At 62.0% G+C, this 16,562-nt stretch carries 9 protein-coding genes; 4 read left to right on the forward strand and 5 right to left on the reverse strand.

Annotated features, from left to right (window positions below; translation table 11 throughout):
- From ACOZ38_RS36365 to ACOZ38_RS36380, 4 genes are all read left to right on the forward strand, one after another.
- Entirely contained in the window at positions 1 to 2,658 is a 2,658-nt protein-coding gene (locus tag ACOZ38_RS36365) for a site-specific DNA-methyltransferase (protein ID WP_424535520.1), read from the forward strand.
- Between the two features lie 66 nt (positions 2,659 to 2,724).
- Positions 2,725 to 5,511, forward strand: coding sequence for an ATP-dependent helicase (locus ACOZ38_RS36370; RefSeq protein ID WP_424535521.1), 2,787 nt, complete (start codon positions 2,725 to 2,727; stop codon positions 5,509 to 5,511).
- 29 nt (positions 5,512 to 5,540) lie between these two features.
- Positions 5,541 to 6,659, forward strand: a complete 1,119-nt coding sequence (locus ACOZ38_RS36375; RefSeq protein WP_424535522.1) for a YecA family protein — start codon at positions 5,541 to 5,543, stop codon at positions 6,657 to 6,659.
- Positions 6,660 to 6,931: 272 nt separating this feature from the next.
- Positions 6,932 to 8,149: an exonuclease domain-containing protein gene (locus tag ACOZ38_RS36380; protein WP_424535523.1), complete on the forward strand. Its 1,218-nt coding sequence runs from the start codon at positions 6,932 to 6,934 to the stop codon at positions 8,147 to 8,149.
- A gap of 221 nt (positions 8,150 to 8,370) precedes the next feature.
- Here the strand turns inward: ACOZ38_RS36380 and ACOZ38_RS36385 are convergent, their stop codons facing one another.
- The 5 genes from ACOZ38_RS36385 to ACOZ38_RS36405 form a co-directional block, all read right to left on the reverse strand.
- Complete coding sequence (locus ACOZ38_RS36385) at positions 8,371 to 9,921, reverse strand: zinc-ribbon domain-containing protein (RefSeq protein ID WP_424537153.1); 1,551 nt, start codon at positions 9,919 to 9,921, stop codon at positions 8,371 to 8,373.
- 12 nt (positions 9,922 to 9,933) lie between these two features.
- Positions 9,934 to 10,701, reverse strand: a complete 768-nt coding sequence (locus ACOZ38_RS36390) for a transposase family protein (RefSeq protein ID WP_424535524.1) — start codon at positions 10,699 to 10,701, stop codon at positions 9,934 to 9,936.
- 1,137 nt (positions 10,702 to 11,838) lie between these two features.
- Positions 11,839 to 13,047, reverse strand: coding sequence for a DNA adenine methylase (locus tag ACOZ38_RS36395; protein WP_424535525.1), 1,209 nt, complete (start codon positions 13,045 to 13,047; stop codon positions 11,839 to 11,841).
- 46 nt (positions 13,048 to 13,093) lie between these two features.
- Complete coding sequence (locus ACOZ38_RS36400) at positions 13,094 to 14,503, reverse strand: hypothetical protein (RefSeq protein WP_424535526.1); 1,410 nt, start codon at positions 14,501 to 14,503, stop codon at positions 13,094 to 13,096.
- A 3-nt stretch (positions 14,504 to 14,506) separates the two neighbouring features.
- Positions 14,507 to 16,513, reverse strand: a complete 2,007-nt coding sequence (locus ACOZ38_RS36405) for an ATP-binding protein (RefSeq protein ID WP_424535527.1) — start codon at positions 16,511 to 16,513, stop codon at positions 14,507 to 14,509.
- Positions 16,514 to 16,562 lie beyond the last annotated feature (49 nt).

Here is a 16,562-nt window from a genome sequence, read left to right on the forward strand (position 1 = left end):
ATGGCACTGAAGAACTCCGGACCGACTCCGGTTGAGGCGATCAAGCACGAGGACAAGCGGGTCAACATCCCCACGGCGGACTCCCACGACCTGCTCGACGAGGACGCAGCACAACCGGCCACGCTGCTGTATCCGCGCAATCCGGAACTCGACCCGCAGCTCGTCTGGAAGGGAAAGGACGAGCAGGACGGGGAGGATTTCGTCGTAGACGCGCCGCCGATCTACATTCAGGAGAAGATCGATCCTCGGGTGCTCATCGAGAATCTCCGCCGCACCGCCGAGCGGCCCGCTGAGGAGCCGGAACTCACGCTCTTCGACACCTTCGATGGGCTCGACGGCATGGACCTGATCGAGTTCTACCAGCATGAGGCCAACTGGTCGAACCGCATGATCCTCGGCGACTCGCTGCAGGTCATGGGCTCACTCGCAGAGAAGGAGAACCTCCGCGGTAAGGTCCAAATGATCTATATTGACCCCCCGTATGGCATCAAGTTCGGGTCCAACTTTCAGACCTCGACGGGCAATCGCGACGTGAAGGATGGCAAATTAGAGGACATCACTCGCGAGGTCGAGCAGATCAAGGCGTTTCGCGATACCTGGCAACTCGGCATCCATTCATACCTGGCCTACCTGCGGGATCGACTGATCACCGCCCGAGATCTTCTTACTGAGTCCGGAAGCATTTTCGTGCAAATCGGTGATGAAAACGTTCACCGTGTACGGTCGCTACTGGATGAAGTCTTCGGTGAGGAGAACTTCTGCTCGCTAATCACGTTTAAAACCACCTCGGGGGCCGGCAGCTTTGCGGGTGGAACGAATGTACTTGCTGGAGTTACTAACTACATTGTTTGGTATGCGCGAAACGTGGAGTTAGTAAAATATCGTCAGCTCTTTCAGGCGAAGTCACTCTCCGGGGCGGGAGCGTCTGGCTATTCTTTTGTTGAGCTCCCGGATGGGTCGCGAAGGAGGCTTGCTAGCGGAGAAGATCCTTACGGCCGCGTATTCGCCGCAGACAACCTTACGAGTCAGACTACTCGGGTCGGGCAGACGACGGTATTCCCGGTGGAAGTTGAGGGTGCTACCTACAGTCCCAATAAGGGTGGATGGAAAACCAACCAGATTGGTATGGCGCGACTTAAGTATGCGCGTCGTCTAATCGGTCTAGGGAAAACTCTGCGGTATGTCAGGTTCTTGGACGATTTCCCGGCCTTTCCGTTCAACAACGTGTGGGATGACACCACGACGGCCGGTTTTGGTGACCCGAAGCTTTATGTAGTTCAAACTAATACCAAAGTTGTCGAGCGCTGCATGCTTATGACGAGCGATCCTGGGGATCTTATACTGGATCCAACCTGTGGTTCCGGGACTACTGCATATGCGGCCGAGCAATGGGGTCGACGCTGGATCACGATTGATACGTCTCGCGTCGCACTTGCCTTGGCCCGCCAGCGAATCATGGGAGCCATGTTCCCCTACTACCTACTTGTCGACTCGAAAGAAGGCCAAGCGCAGGAGGTCAAACTGACTGGGCAGTCCCCAGTTGCTGAGTTGCCAAAGGGAGATGTTCGAAAAGGCTTCGTTTGTAGGCGCGTACCCCACATCGGGCTTAAGTCCATTGCAAATAATCCTGACATTAGGGAAGGGATGACTGGCGAACAGATCGAAGCTGCGATCGCTCGGCATGGGGAGCAGGAACTGCTCTATGATCAACCGTATGAAGATAAGAAGAAGGTCCGGGTAGCTGGCCCGTTCACGGTGGAAAGCCTGTCGCCGCATAAGACGATCGCGACAGCAGTCCAGACCGGGACAGAGCAGGCGGCAGAACAGGAAGAGTCCTCGAATTTCGAGCAGTCCATCCTCGACAACCTGGCCAAGGCCGGGGTGCAGAACGGGCGGAAGAACGAGCGGCTGGAGTTTGCGTCGCTCACCCCGTTCGCCGGGGAGTTGATCCAAGCCGAGGGCGTCCGAAAGAACGGCGAGGAAGGCACCCCGCAGCGGATCGCGGTGGGCATCGGCCCGCAGTACGGCACCGTCGATCCGGACTGGATCCGCCGGGCCGCCCGCGAGTCGATCCGGGGCATGGGCTTCGACCTGCTCATCATCTGCGCCTTCGCCTTCGACCCGCAGGCGGTGAAGACCACCGAGGAATTCAAGCCGAACGCCGAGGACTTCGCTTCCGTGCAGGAGGAGCGCAAGCTCGGCCGGCTGCCGATCCTTCTCGTCCGAATGAACTCTGACCTGGTCATGGCCGACGTGCTCAAGAAGACCGGCACCGGCAACCTGTTCATGGTGTTCGGCGAGCCGGACATCGACATCCAGGCGACCGGCGAGGGCGTCGTCGTGGAGATTCGCGGCATCGACGTCTACGACCCGACCCGAGGTGAGATCCGCTCCAACGACACGGGCGAGATCGCGCTCTGGATGATCGACACGAACTACGACGGGGAGTCCTTCTTCGTCCGGCACTGCTACTTCACCGGCGGCAACGATCCGTACGCGCGGCTCAAGAAGGCGCTCAAGGCCGAGATCGACGAGGCGGCCTGGGCGTCGCTGTACACCACGCGCTCCCTGCCGTTCCGTCCGCCGGACACGGGCAAGATCGCGGTGAAGGTCATCAACCATTACGGCGACGAGGTGCTCCAGGTCTACGACGTATGACTCAGTGTCCCGGTCTGGTAGCCGGACGGATCCGAAATTGTCGGTGGTGGGGGTCAAGGTAGGCGCATGAAGTACACGGATGCTCAGCGGGAAGCCCTCGCCACCCTCGACGATCCGCTGCTGATCGTGGCCTGCGCCGGTTCCGGCAAGACCCAGGTCATCTCGCAGCGGATCGTGGAGATCCTGCGCAGGCCGGAAGTCCACCCGCGTAATGTCGTCGCCTTCACCTTCACCAAGAAGGCCGCTGCCGAGCTGCAGGAACGGGTCACCGATCTGGTCAACACCGAGCTGGGCTTCCTGCCCGGTCTGGCGGAGATGTTCATCGGCACCATGCACGCATACGCTCTCGACGCCATGCAGCAGCACGTGCCGGAGACGTTCAAGTACGGCGTGCTGGACGACATCCAGACCCGGCTGTTCATCGACCGCAACAGCTCCAAGAGCGGGCTCACCCGCACCACCGCGATGGTCCAAGGCAAGCCCAGGCTGCTGAAGCGCTACGTGAACTCCGGCCTCTACATGCAGGTGCTTGGCATCCTGCGCGAGGATGACGTCGACCAGGCTCTCCTCCCGCCGGATCTGATCGATAACCTGGAGGGCTACCGGCGGCTGCTGCACGAGCACCGTTACTTCGACTACACCGAACAACTGCGCACGATCGTTGACCTGCTCGGTGAGGACCCGGACGACTCCATGGCCGGCGCGCTCGTCCGCCATGTCCGGGACAACCTCCGCTACCTCGTCGTCGACGAGTACCAGGACACCAACCCGATCCAGGAGCGGCTCATCCAGCGGCTCACCCGTTGGGGCGCAAACCTCTGCGTGGTCGGCGACGACGACCAGACGATCTACCAGTGGCGCGGCAGCGCGGTTTCCGGCATCCTGACGTTCGCCGACCGGGTGCCGGGAGTCCACACGGTCACCTTGGACGACAACTTCCGTTCCAGCGTCGGGGTCGTCTCGCTCGGCCAATCCGTCGCCGAGCGCAACGCTGGCCGACGGTTACCCAAGAAGATGGTCGCCTCCGGCCACCAGCGGTTCGAGCGCGGCGACCTCCTCGCCTTGGCCTTCGACGACGCCGAAGCCGAAGCGCACTGGATCTGCGACCGCATCCAGCACATGCGCGGGCTCCCCTTCCAGGACGCCCCCGACGCCGAGCCTCGCGGGCTGTCCTACTCCGACTTCGCAGTCCTGTTCCGCAGCGTGAGCAAGGACGCCGGGTCGCTGGTCGAGGAGCTGAAGCGGCGCGACATCCCCTACGTCATCAAGGGCCTTGCCCGGCTTTTCGAAGCCCCCGAGGTCCAGGCGTGCGTCAAGCTCTACGAGTACCTGATCGGCCAGACAGCCGGCGGGACACCGGTGACCGAGGAAGATCTGTGTGACGCGTGGCTGGATGCGCGGCTCGGTCTCGACTACCCTCGGCTCGACAGAGGGCTGGACGTGCTCGACCGGGCGAAGGCACTCAACCTCAAGCGTCACCCCAAGCGCACCTTCACCCTGCAACAGATCTACGTCGACTTCCTCAGCGAGATCCAGATCCGGGAGGAGCAGATCCCCGGAGACGAGACCCGAGGCGAGCTGGTCTTCTACAACCTGGGCAAGTTCAGCAAGGTCATCTCGACCTTCGAGCAGATCAACTACCGCAGCTCGTTCGAGTCGCTGTACGGCAATTTTGTGAACTGGCTGACCCACCAGGCACCGGGGTATTACGCCGAGAGTGATGCCGACGTCGGTTACGCCACGCCCGACGCGGTCACCATCGCGACCGTGCACCAGGCCAAGGGCATGCAGTGGCCGGCCGTCTTCGTGCCCGCCATGCGGAAGAACCGGTTCCCCGGCAAACGTCAGGGCGGACTCAACACCTTCCACGTCATCCCCGCCGAGGCCGTGCCCGACGCCGACCGCTACCGGGGCACTGAAGACGACGAGGTGCGCCTGTTCTATGTCGCGGTGACCCGTGCCCAGAAGTACCTCGCGGTGACGTACTCGCCGGGCGACAGCCAGATGTACCGAAACCAGTCCGACTTCTACACCTTCACCACGCGCAATCCGTACGTCCTCACCGCGGAGGCGTCTCTGGCCAGCGAGCGTCTGGAGCCTCGCGCCCGTCACGAGGTCCCCGAGGTCACGCTGAGCTTTAGCGAGCTGAAGTACCTATTCGAGTGTCCCTACCAGTTCAAGCTGCGCTTCCTCTACGGCTTCGACGTCCCGATCCGCGAGGAGCTCGGCTACGGCAAGTCCCTGCACGACGTGATGGCCGAGATCCACAAGCGGGCCATCGATGGCGATCTCGTTGACGACGTCGAAGTTGAGGACCTCGTCGACCGTCACCTCCACGCCCCGTTCGCCGGCGACGTGCTCAAGGGGCAGCTCCGCAACGCCGCGCTCGGCGCCGTCCGGCGTTACCTGCGGGAGAACCGCGACCAGCTCTCGAAGACGCTCTACTCCGAGCAGCCGATCCGGGTTCACGTCGCCTCAGGCGTGACGGTCGACGGGCGGATCGACCTCATCAGGCGTCTCGACACCGACGAAACCTCGATCGTCGACTTCAAATCGACACAGCGCGCACAGACCGAGGACATCACCCGAGACCAGCTTCATGTATACGCCGCCGGCTATGAGGAGCTGACCGGGGAGCGCGCCGATCTGATCGAGGTACTAAACCTCGACGATCGCGCCGATAGCAAGCGGGAGGTCGTGAACGCCCAGCTCCTCGGCGATATCCGCAACAAGATCCGCGACGCGGGAAACGCGCTCCGAGAAAATAACATGCCGCGACACTCTGCCTGGTGCACGGCCTGCGACCGTTGTGACCTCGTCGGCGTATGCCGGGATAGGCAACATTCCCTATGACGCTACTGCGGCACATCGCGGAGATTTAAATGACCGACGTATCCATCACAAGAGCATTAGGCGCTAAGCGTGTCAGCCGCCTCAGAGAGACCATCGCAACGCTCAAGGCAATGACGGCCGACATTCCCGATCACGCAGACTGGGTCCTCCACAGACCTGTCCCGCTCCGGGCAACTGATACCTTGCAAGCGGATCTTGAGATGACTCAAAGGCTTCCTAATACAGGTTCCTGGTTCTACACCGTCCGGTATGACAGCCAGGGACGTCGCAGCGGAATCGCGACACCATACCTTCGACTTCCAGAACCCCTATCCATGGACGCCATCGTCGGTCACATCATCTTTCTTGATCTTCACTGCCGGCTAGGCGCTTGGTGGCTCACGCATGTTTGGCGTGCCCAACAGCTTACAGAGTCCTCAAGCAGCGCTCTCCATATCTGGCAGATCATTACCGCTGCCGCCTGCTCCCGATCTCTACTCGAAGGCGCCGCAGCCTTCTCTGCCGAGACCGACGCAATGACGGCCGAATGGGATGAGCTCAAGCAAATGGGTGTGCCGACCTCTGACTCAATCAGCAAATTCGCAGCTCCCTTGGAAAAACGAATTTCACGAGGCCAGTTCGGGACTCGCCTTACGGAGTCAGTAGATGTCAAACCGCCACTCCAGAGCACCAACGTCATGACTTACGTGAACAAGCTCGCGAAGCAACGCCCTAACGACAGGATCAAAGAAATCTACGAGTGGCTATGCGATGCGGTTCACCCTAGTTTTGGAGGAATGACGGTTTTCGTAGCCAACCAAGGGGCGCATTTCTCCGAAACACATAACCTCGCCAGAATCGCGAAGGACCCTCTGGCGGACAAATCATATGAACTCGCCATAGAGCCAACTGTGGCTAACGCGACTGCAGATGCGATCATCGTTGCGGCTGATGAGATAGCTCGCCAGGTCCCTAAAATACGATGGCTTGTCGACGATATTGGGCTCACAACCCGCGTAGCTTTCACCTCCACATTAGATGGCCATGTCGGACGTCGGTCAGAGCCAAAACGGAATGATCGTTGTCCATGTGGATCCGGCCGCAAATATAAAGCTTGCGAGTTCCATCAATGGGGATATCCCGGGACTCCTCCAACTAACCAAGGCTAGCGAAGTTGCGCATGGCCGGCCATCCCCCAGCAGATATGGCAGTACACCACGGCCGGCCCTACAGGCTGCTAAGTAGCTTTGGCATATGGCGCTCAGGCCCATGGTTCACCTCAGCCACTCACCGGATCTGTCGATCCGGTGAGTGACATCAATGATCAATGCCATGTCGCTACCAACTCGTTACAGGATAATCACATTTCGGTCGTTTATGTCGTGCACTTGGAGCATGAAGTGAGATATTCAGCTTAATGACATAACGGAAAGGGGATTCAATGGTTAACGGTCCGATTGGCTACGCGGTCATCGACCTGGAGACTACGGGCCTTCGACCCTCCTGGCATGACCGAGTAATCGAAGTCGCCATCGTCCACCTTGACGCCACCGGGCGAGTCACCGGTGAGTGGAGCACTTTGGTAAACCCAGAACGTGACCTTGGGCCACAACGCATCCACGGCATCGGCGCTGCCGATATCCGCCACGCTCCAACGTTCAAAGACATCGCCGGGGCCTTGCCCAACTTATTACGAGGCCGCGTTCCCGTGGCTCACAACCTGTCGTTCGACTTAAACTTCCTTTCCTACGAATTCGGCCGCCTGGAAGCGCAGCCACCCTTGCACGCGCACCTGGGTGTATGCACGATGGCGGAGGCAGCGCGGTTCCTCCCGCATGCTCCACGGAACCTCGCAGGCTGCTGCGCTATGGCCGACATTCCCCTGGACGGACACCATGACGCGCTCATCGATGCTCGTGCCGCCGCAGCACTCCTGCGCCACTACCTCGACCTGAGTCATCCAGTCGGTCCCTGGGATGCCTTGCTCCATGCTGCTGCTCAGACTTCGTGGCCGGCACTCCGTGACGCTGGAACCGCGTGGGTACGCCGCGGCGTCTCCGCGGACCGTGACAGCCACTTCCTCGCTCGAATCCTCGACCGTCTTCCCCGCGCTCCGCAACCCGCCCACGCGGACGAATACCTTGCCCTGCTTGACCAGGCGCTCCTGGACCATCACATCGCTGCCAGCGAGGCGGACGCCCTGGTGGATCTCGCCGCGCAACTTGGATTGAGCCGAGCAGACCTGGACGAACTGCACCAGGGGTACCTAGCTGCCATCGCAAGTGCGGCCCTCGCCGATGGCGTTGTCACTGCTACCGAACGCCGCGAGGTCGAACTCGTCGCAGACCTCCTCGATCTGCCACCCGCAGCGGTCGACGACGCACTTACCGCCGCAGCCGCGCGCCCGTCCATCCAGCTGTCTCGTTTCCAGCTTGAGCCGGGCGATCTCGTCGTATTCACGGGGGAGATGGACGGCGGACGAGAGAGTTGGGAACAGCGCGCCCGCGAGGCGTCATACATCCCCCATCCCAACGTGACGAAGAAGGTCCGTCTCCTGGTCGCAGCTGACCCCGATAGCCTGTCCGGCAAAGCCCGTAAAGCCCGCGGCTATGGCATTCCCATTGTCACCCCAGATGCCTTCGCCCGCATGCTCGAATAAGCGTATCAATTCCCAAATGTCCATCTTCGATGCGAAGCTGCAGATCACAGCGAACGGACCTTGCTCCTCATACAGGAGAAAGCCGATGCACCCTCCTCCAAAGCACTGATTGTGGTACACCTGATGGGCGGGACAGCTACGCAAACGTCATTTACCTCTGCTGTTGCGGACGTGCCCAGGAATGCCGCCTCTGGATCGTTCGGTAAGTCTTTGTCCAGACTCTAATCAGATCGACGTTGCCGCCTAGGGTGGCACTCCGGACATCGCATACCGGTCCCTTCGCGGCGCGTTCGCTGCTCGGGCGTGGCCTCCCAAGAACCGGAGCAGCCAGGCTCACTGCATCGCCATGAGCATCGCTTCCTAGAATTCACACGCAGATCACTTGCGGTCCATCCCGGGTGATCGATAACTTCGACTAGTTCCGCCGCGATCTCGGAATATCGATCCTGCAATGACTGGCCGGGCTTCGGTCGAGTTCTGGCGGCGGCAGTGCGCATGCGCCCACACTTAGGGCATCCACTCTTCTGACCTGAGCGGCGTCCCGGTGGGGCTGGCCACTCATGTCCACAAGCAGGCTCTGGGCACCTCCACGTACACGGCTTATTCGAGTTAGGCAAAAGATCATACGCAGTCCACCCCGGGTGACCGATTACCTCAATCAATTCTGCAGCCAGCGGCGGATCAACCTCGGCGAGTGACTCGCCCGGACTAGGCCGAGCGTTGTCCGCTCCGGTCTTTCGATAGCCACATTCTCGACATCCACGACCGGCAAGCGTCCGGACACTAAGCTCGACGTCCCACTCAAAGCCGCAGCCTGGCTTCAGGCACCGCCAGCTACAAACGTCATTGCAACCGGGTGGCATGCGGTCGAGACCCCTCCCGGGGTTGGTAATGTTGCAAATAAATTCATCCGTAAGATGAGGAGCTATATCCAGCGCCGAGACCTTTGGGCCCGCCACAACTTCCTGCCAGAGGCGTGACGCCTTGAAGAGGGCTTCCGTGAGCTGAGAAGGATTTAGATCCTTCCATGGATGGCCTCGGCGTCGGAGCAGGTAACCGATAACCTCAGCCCACTCTTCGGGGTCCACTCCCGAGCTGGCCTCATAATGCGTTAGACCTGAGATCGGGATCGGCGGCAGACCACGCTCACGGATGCGCTCCAAGTCCAGACCAGCAGCCAGTGCCGCTTCGGTCTTTGCGGTGTCACGCACGAGGCTGGCTCGCGTCGCATGACTCCACTTCGGATCCAAGTCGATCAGTAGATTCAGCTCGGGCAAAAAGAGATCGAATCGGTCCTCTCTTCGCCTGGGCAACCGAAGCCGATGATCCAACTCGACGACTAACCCGGAAGCAGCCTCTACCAGCATCGCGACCTTACACTCAAATGGCGAACGACCATGGCCAGTACAGTCAGCGCATCCACGCCCGTTAGTGCGATTGGCAACAGTCGCCGGCTTCACATGCCCCTGCTCACACTCCCAGTCGCACAGATCATGACTCTGACGACGTAGACGGTCCGGACCGCGTCCCGGGCGGCTTATATTCCTCCGGAACTGCTTCGCAAGAACAGGGTCTAAATCAGCAAGCGACTCGCCGGGCCCGGGAGCTCGGTTTCGTTGGTTCCAACACTCCGGACATCCTGTTGGTTTGTTACGGCGACTGCGGAATATGAGACGGGTCGACCATTCATAGTCGCACTGCGAACAGCGCCACTGACACCGATCCTGTGACGCTGGAGACATCTCGGCGAGTTGGACCCCCGGCGTGGTTATATTGAGCCTTTTTCAACCTGCCTGCGCTTCGCGGTTGTGAAGGACATGGATGGCTTTGGCGAGGTGGCCGGCCCGGTTGGGGCTGCAGCGTAGTTTCCGGAGGATTCGCCAGGTCTTGAGCTGGGCGTTTGCTCGTTCGCCGGGCCCTCTGAGCTTGGCGTGGGATCGATTCGAGATCTTCTGGGACTCCGGTTTGCCCTTGCCCTTGTACGGCGTCAATACGTGCTCACCGGCGCCTTGGTACCCCTTGTCGGCCAGGACGATGAGGCCGGCCTTGGCGAGGGCTCGCAGGATGCCCCACATCCGGGCCGCGGTGAGATCGTGAGTGGAGCCGGGCAGTGGTCCGGATACCCACAAGATCGTGCCGGTCGGGCTGGAGATGACCTGCAGGTTCATAGCGTGGATCTTGTGTTTCCCGGAGTAGTAAGGACGGTCGGCCTTGACGCGGTCGATCGGAATCAGGGTGCCGTCCAGCACCACGTACAGCTCGGTGGCCTTCGCCTTCTTCAGCGCCTGGTCGAGCTTGGGGGATCGTGCGGACAGGAGTTTCACGGTCTCCTGGATATAGCGCCACGCGGTCGTGGTCGACACCGCAAACCCGGCTGCGACCTCGGCGAAGGTATCGCCTTTGCGCAGGTAGACCAGTACGAGCAGGGCCTGCTGGCCCGGGTTGAGGAGTCGCCACGTCGACCCGATGCTCTTGCGGTGCCGGCGGATCACCCCGGCGACGTAGTTCAGGGTTGAACGCGACAAAGCGACCGCAGCACGATAGAAAAGCATCTGAAGCCCTTGGTGGAGACGGTTGTTCTTGGTCGTTCAACTCATCTACCAGGGGCTTCGCTACGTCCGGGACCAGACCCTCAACTCGCGATCATGCTGTGACCAGCCAGCCCTCAGACCGGGATGAAAATGGCTCATTGGATACGAACTCTAATTCCAGCAACGCCCACCTATCTGGATCGGGCCTGGCTGCTCGTGGTCTCATAGCTGCGCAGTGTGTCAGATGCCACCGACAATTTCGGATGACGGACTTGCGACTTGGACAAGACGGCCGTCGGCGGCCTTGTCTAACTCCGTGAGACGGAGAGTTGGAACTGCAGATGGAGATGGCCACCGTGCGCGGCCCATGTCCCCTCGGGTGGCGTCGACCTGCGGCCTGCCGGCCGTGTCCGTGTACGGCGTGCATCGATGTCCCATGCATCGCGAGCACCTGCGTAAGCCTGAGGCTCAGTTCCTCGCCGTCCTTGTAAGGCGGGTGTTGGGCGTAGGTTTTGTCGAGCCATTTTGATTTGCTGAATTACGCTCATTAGGATCAAGCGGCGGCGCGCCGCGCCGCCGTACCCGGCCCTCCACCGCACGCCGCCCGGGCGTGCGGCCTGGGGGCCGGTCCCGGTCGGCGGCGGCCGGGCCGTCACCGTACCGCGCACCCGCCACACCCAACGAACCCACCGACCCCAGCGGCACGCCGCCGCATATACGGCCACTGGACGCCGGGTTCGTCAGGCCAATCGCTCAGGACGACCTCCGGCGGGAAAGACAGCCCTCCGAACGCTGATCTTCCCGCTCCTGGTCTTCGTGCCGATCGCCGGACCACTCGCTCTCATGCTGGATGGACTGTGGAGCACTTATCGACCCCGGCGGTCGAACGCTTCACGACCACTATCGCCCCGTCGTGGTCGGCCCCCATACGGGGTTGGGGGCGATCGACGGCCCGAGCTTCGTTAAGCCCGGCCCACCGGGGAGGTGCTTGGCTCCGTTGCGGGATATGCGCGGCATGGTACCGCCGTCCATTCGGTTGCTGAAGGGTTACGGCGGGCTCCGGTGGAGGCCGTACCTGCGCAGGTTCCTGCAATCCCGGCTTGTCCTCCGGGCGACGAGCATCGGACCACTTTGAAAGTGTCCGCCGCTTCTGCTCGCTCACGGCAGGCGTAGCTGCTCGTCGAGTGGGACGGTCGTCGGGGGGAGCGTCGTGATCAACAGCTCGTCGGCGGATCGCTTTCCAACCCGGCCGGCTGCGGTGTAGCGGGTCGTTACCAGACGCTTGCTGATTCGCCAACGGCGTACACCGAGCATCTCGCGGTCGAGCTCCGACGGAGTCATGCGGTCATGCGCGTACAGCCACGTGCTCTGCGTGAGCGTCGGGTGGTTGTCGTAGCTGAGCAGCCACCTGAACTGCGCCTTCGTCCGCAGGTAGTCAGCGAGGCTAAGGTGCAGCGTGTCATCACTGGGCCGGGACGCGCCGAGTCCGTCGCCGCCGTAGCCGCCCCGCGGGTCGAACGAGGTTCGGTAGAGGACCGACGACTTCTCGACGTATGGCGGGTCGAGGTAGGCAACCACCCGAGACGGCAGAAGCTGCGGGTAGTGCTCGGGGACGTCCTCGAGGGTCTGGCGCCAATCCTTGCGCCACACGTCCACGAGGCGTCCGACGTCATAGAGGTGGCCGACGTACCGGAGTCGCTCGGCGATCGCGTCGGGATTCCAGCGGCAGCCGATCGGGTAGTCACTCGTCTGGGCACGTCCACCGATGGGACCGGCCTTGCCGTGCAAGATCCCCGAGAAAGTGGTCCGGTTGAGGAACAGGCACTTCATGGCGGCCGCCAGGCGACGGTTGCGAGGCATCATGTTCGGCCGCGGGTTCCACGCGCGCCAATAGTCCCATCGTTCGACTGCTGCCGCGCCACCTTCACGCACGTATCGCTTCCACTCATCGTGCATTCGGTCGACGAGCCGCTCAGTGTCGTCAGCGGCCGCCTGCCAGAAGGCTGTGACAAGCGGGTCAGCATCTGCAAGGAGGATGCGGTCCACGATGCCCTCACCGATCATGCGCAGTGATGCTGACGCACCACCGGCGAAGGGCTCGACGAGAAGGTTGATCTCGGGCACTTCCCGCGACTGTTTCGCCGATGTGATCACTCGCGCGATGACGGGGGCGAGTGACGACTTGGCCCCCGGGTAGCGCAGGGGCGACTGGTAGCGGCCGCGGGCGAGGTTGTGCGAGACGGGCTCAATCTCTGTCACCAAGTGGCCAGCCCGGGCATTGATCGCCTCGCCGGTGCCGAAGAGATCGGCGGTCCTGGCAAGTTCGCTGGCAGCGACGCTGGCCGGCGGCGAGGTCAAAGTGGGCATGATCATATCTTGCCGGACGGGCGAATGTTCGGGCGCACGGTTCGGCCTATCTCTTGAAGTAAGTCGGCGGTTGTACCGCCTGGATGTCGAGCTTCAGCCCGGGAATGTTCTGTTGCGCCATCATCGTCAGGACAGACCGTCCGACCCCGAGCGGCAGCGCGGCCGCCGAGTGCGCGAGAGCGACGGGCACGACGGCATGCTGATACATGCGGGTCCTGAGTGAGTCGAGAACCTCGCAGATCAAACGAAGCGTCGGGTAGGCGTCCCAGCCTTCAACTTCGGCACTGCCGTCGTACGGCGACAGCCCGGGCGCAGGCAGGACCGTGATGACCAGGGGATCCCCCGCGCGAGTGCGGTAAATGAAGCGGCGACCATAGAACTCATCGACGCCGTAGTGGTTGTTCGCCGGTCGTCCTGAGATCCGGTTGATGTAGTCGTTGGTGAGCCGCATGACGTGCCCGGTGGGAATCAGGTCCTTGATCAGCTCAGCATGCTCAACGAATGCTCCGGACTTCTCGATGCCCACGATGAGCGGGGCGACGAGGTCGCGCTGGGCGCACCAGCTGCTCAGGTCGCCAAGATGTTCCTGGAAGCGGCGTTTCAGCGGAGCCAGCGGACCGAACAGCGCAAGCGGCCCGTCGGTCATGAAGATGGTGTGCTGGAGAACCTCAGGTGCCGTATCGGCGAAGAAGTTCAGGTAACACAGAGACATCAGCCGCTCGGCGGCCGTCATGACACGTCCCATGGGGGTGAAGTTCGAACCCTCGACGTTGTACTCCTCGTGGGTTCGGAGCACATCCGCGAGGTAGAGCTGCTCGTTGCATGACGGGCAGGCGCCACCCGTGGCGGCAACGGCGAGCGTGGCTTCGTCCGTCGCCCTGAGTCTGCAGCCAGGGCACACCCGGAGCGCGACCTTCGTCGCAGGTGCCCCACGAGTGCCGTGCAGCGCGAGGAGGCCGTCGGCGAGTGTCATGGTGGTGCTCGAGTCGAATCGCGAGCTCTGGAGGAACGCGTCGAGCTCCGTGCGCCAGGTGTCGACGCCGCTCATACCTGGGCGAGCCAGCTGGGAGCCGGGGAGCGCGACGTCGAAGGCGTACTCGGTGTGGGACCGGCGGACCTCTCGCGGATCGATGTACCTCGCCCCTGCGAGGCTCCGGAAGACATCTAGGCGGACCATCGAGCCGGCGACCCGGAGGTAGCCGACCTTCACGGTTGGATGCTCGCGGGTCGTCTCGACCTCGGTATCCGACCCATCCACTGTGATGGAAAAGTCGACGTCGTCCAGGTGCCCGACCAGCGGCAGGTCTTCGAGCGGTGAGCACAGCCCATCGATGTCATCCCTGCTGTTGGGGCGAGCGCTCGTGATTGTCCATCGTTGGAGGGCAGCCTTGACCGCCTCGTTGCGGACCGTCCCTACATGCCCCAGGCGGGAAGCCTTCTCTCCTTCGTAGGGCATGGACTACTCGCCTTCGACCTGGAAGTCGACGCTTGCAAGCCCTGCGGCCTTTCGCGCGTCGTTGACCATCGCGTGGTCGAACTTCGCGATCTGCACCGGGACGATGTACTTGCCGGAGTAGGTCTTCATCCGCACGAAGCCGACGTCCTCGGCCCGCATGATGCTGGGAGCCCAGACCTTGAAGTCGTAGTAGTGCGCCAGCTCGCGCGTCTCGTGGTCGGAGTTAAGGTGAGCGATCAACCAGTTCGAGGTGTTGGAAAGGATGCGCTTGTCGACGGAGGTGACCTCCTGCGTCGCGTAGATCAGCCCCATTCGGTACTTCGCGGCCTCCTTCGACAGACGTACCCACGGGTCATCAGCCACGTCTCGTCCGCCGCGCTCGAACAGGTTGTGGGCCTCCTCGACGATGATCTGCATGTCGACCGGGTCGTCGTCAGCGCGGAACCGCTCGCCTGCTCGGTTCAGTAGATGCGTGACAATGCGCTCCGACATCACCTTAGCGACCTGGTCGTTGCCGCTGGAGAGATCGACGATCGCAAGTCGCCCCGTGAGCATGTCCTGCCACAAGTGCTCGCCGACATCACCAGCCGACTGCGCTCCATGGAAGGCGCGGATGGTCCGAATGGCGGAGGTGACGCCTGTGTACTTGTAGACACTCCATATGTCGACGAAGTGGCAGTTCTGCCTTTCGTGCCACTTGGGGAATTCAGCAGGCCGTTCACCCACCCACTCCGCGAGTGCGAGTGCACCAGCCGGAGTGAGCACGCGGTAGCTGCCCGGTCGGCCAGCCTGGGTGACCGCGCCAGAGTTAGCGGCCATGAACGCATTCATCGGGTCTGATGGCGCTGCGATGACGAGGTCCTGCGGCAGTGAGCTTCCTTGGAAACCGCACTTCGCCAGCAGCCCGTAGAAGGCAACCATCGCCCAGCCCCAACGGCCGTAGGCACTGCGATCGTTCCGGTCAGGCTCGGAGACAACGGCCGACCGGAAGTCCTTGCCGTAATTGGTGTTGACCGGTGCGGTTGCTTCGCTGACCAAGCTCCATGCCGCGTCCAAAACCTCGCGGTCGTAGAAGTTGATGCGCAGCGGCTTCTCCCGGCTGTCGGCCGAGTTGGGCTCCACCTTGTAGATCCGAACCGTGCTGTCGTCATCGCCGAGCAGTCGAAGGCCCGTGTCGTCCTGCCTGTTGACGTTGGCGTACTCGCCTTGAGGGTCGAAGATGAGCTGGCCGATGGAGCGCTGGTGCTCCGAGCTGTAGCGATGCACAGCCGTGACCAGGGTCTTGATCGTGTTGGACTTGCCCGTCCGGGTCATGCCGAACACAGCGGTCTTCCGGCCGATGAAGTCTGAGACGTCGATGTGAACGTCGGCCTGGTCGGTGCCGGCGATCAGCGCCTTGCGACGCGTGGCAGCGAATCGAACCTTGCCGATCGCGAGGGCATCTCGCTTGTCAACGGGCTGAGGGTATGACGCCAGCCAAGACAGCACCTCCGTTGACGGAAGAAATACCTGGTAGCGAGCCGAGACGACTACGTTGTCAATGTCCGCGCCGTACTCGATCTGCGCGTCGCGGGAATCGGTCTCGGTATAGAAGGTCCCAAGTACCTCGCAGTCAAACGCGGACTGCTGCAGCTCGTTGCGGGTGAGCACGTCGGTAACGTCATCGAATCCCACGCCCGAGGCACCAGCGTCGCGGACAACCGCCAGTCGCGTCTGGATCAGCTCCGATTCGTTGGGGAGGGGCGCAGTCCCGCGCACGCGGAGCAGGATGACTTCCTGGTCCTCCAGTACGAACCCCAAGTCGGTGCTCTCCCCCGCAACCGCGAGGAGGAATCCGCCTCGGGGCACGCCTCCGGCCTCGTGTTTCTTGAAGTCGTCGGTCAGAACGACCGCGGAGTCATAGTCGAGCCGGAAGATGCCTCCGACCGGCATGCAGGCCTTGTTGACCAGCGCCGTCAGCGGCTTCCTGAGTTCTGTAGTTGTCTGAATCGCCTTTGCGATCCCCGTCACGCGTCGCTCCCTCTATCGGCCGCGCGACAGCGCGGCACAGCCGAGGGGG

Origin of the sequence: Sphaerisporangium viridialbum, from assembly GCF_049674955.1 — a bacterium.
Taxonomy (GTDB): Bacteria; Actinomycetota; Actinomycetes; order Streptosporangiales; family Streptosporangiaceae; genus Sphaerisporangium; species Sphaerisporangium viridialbum.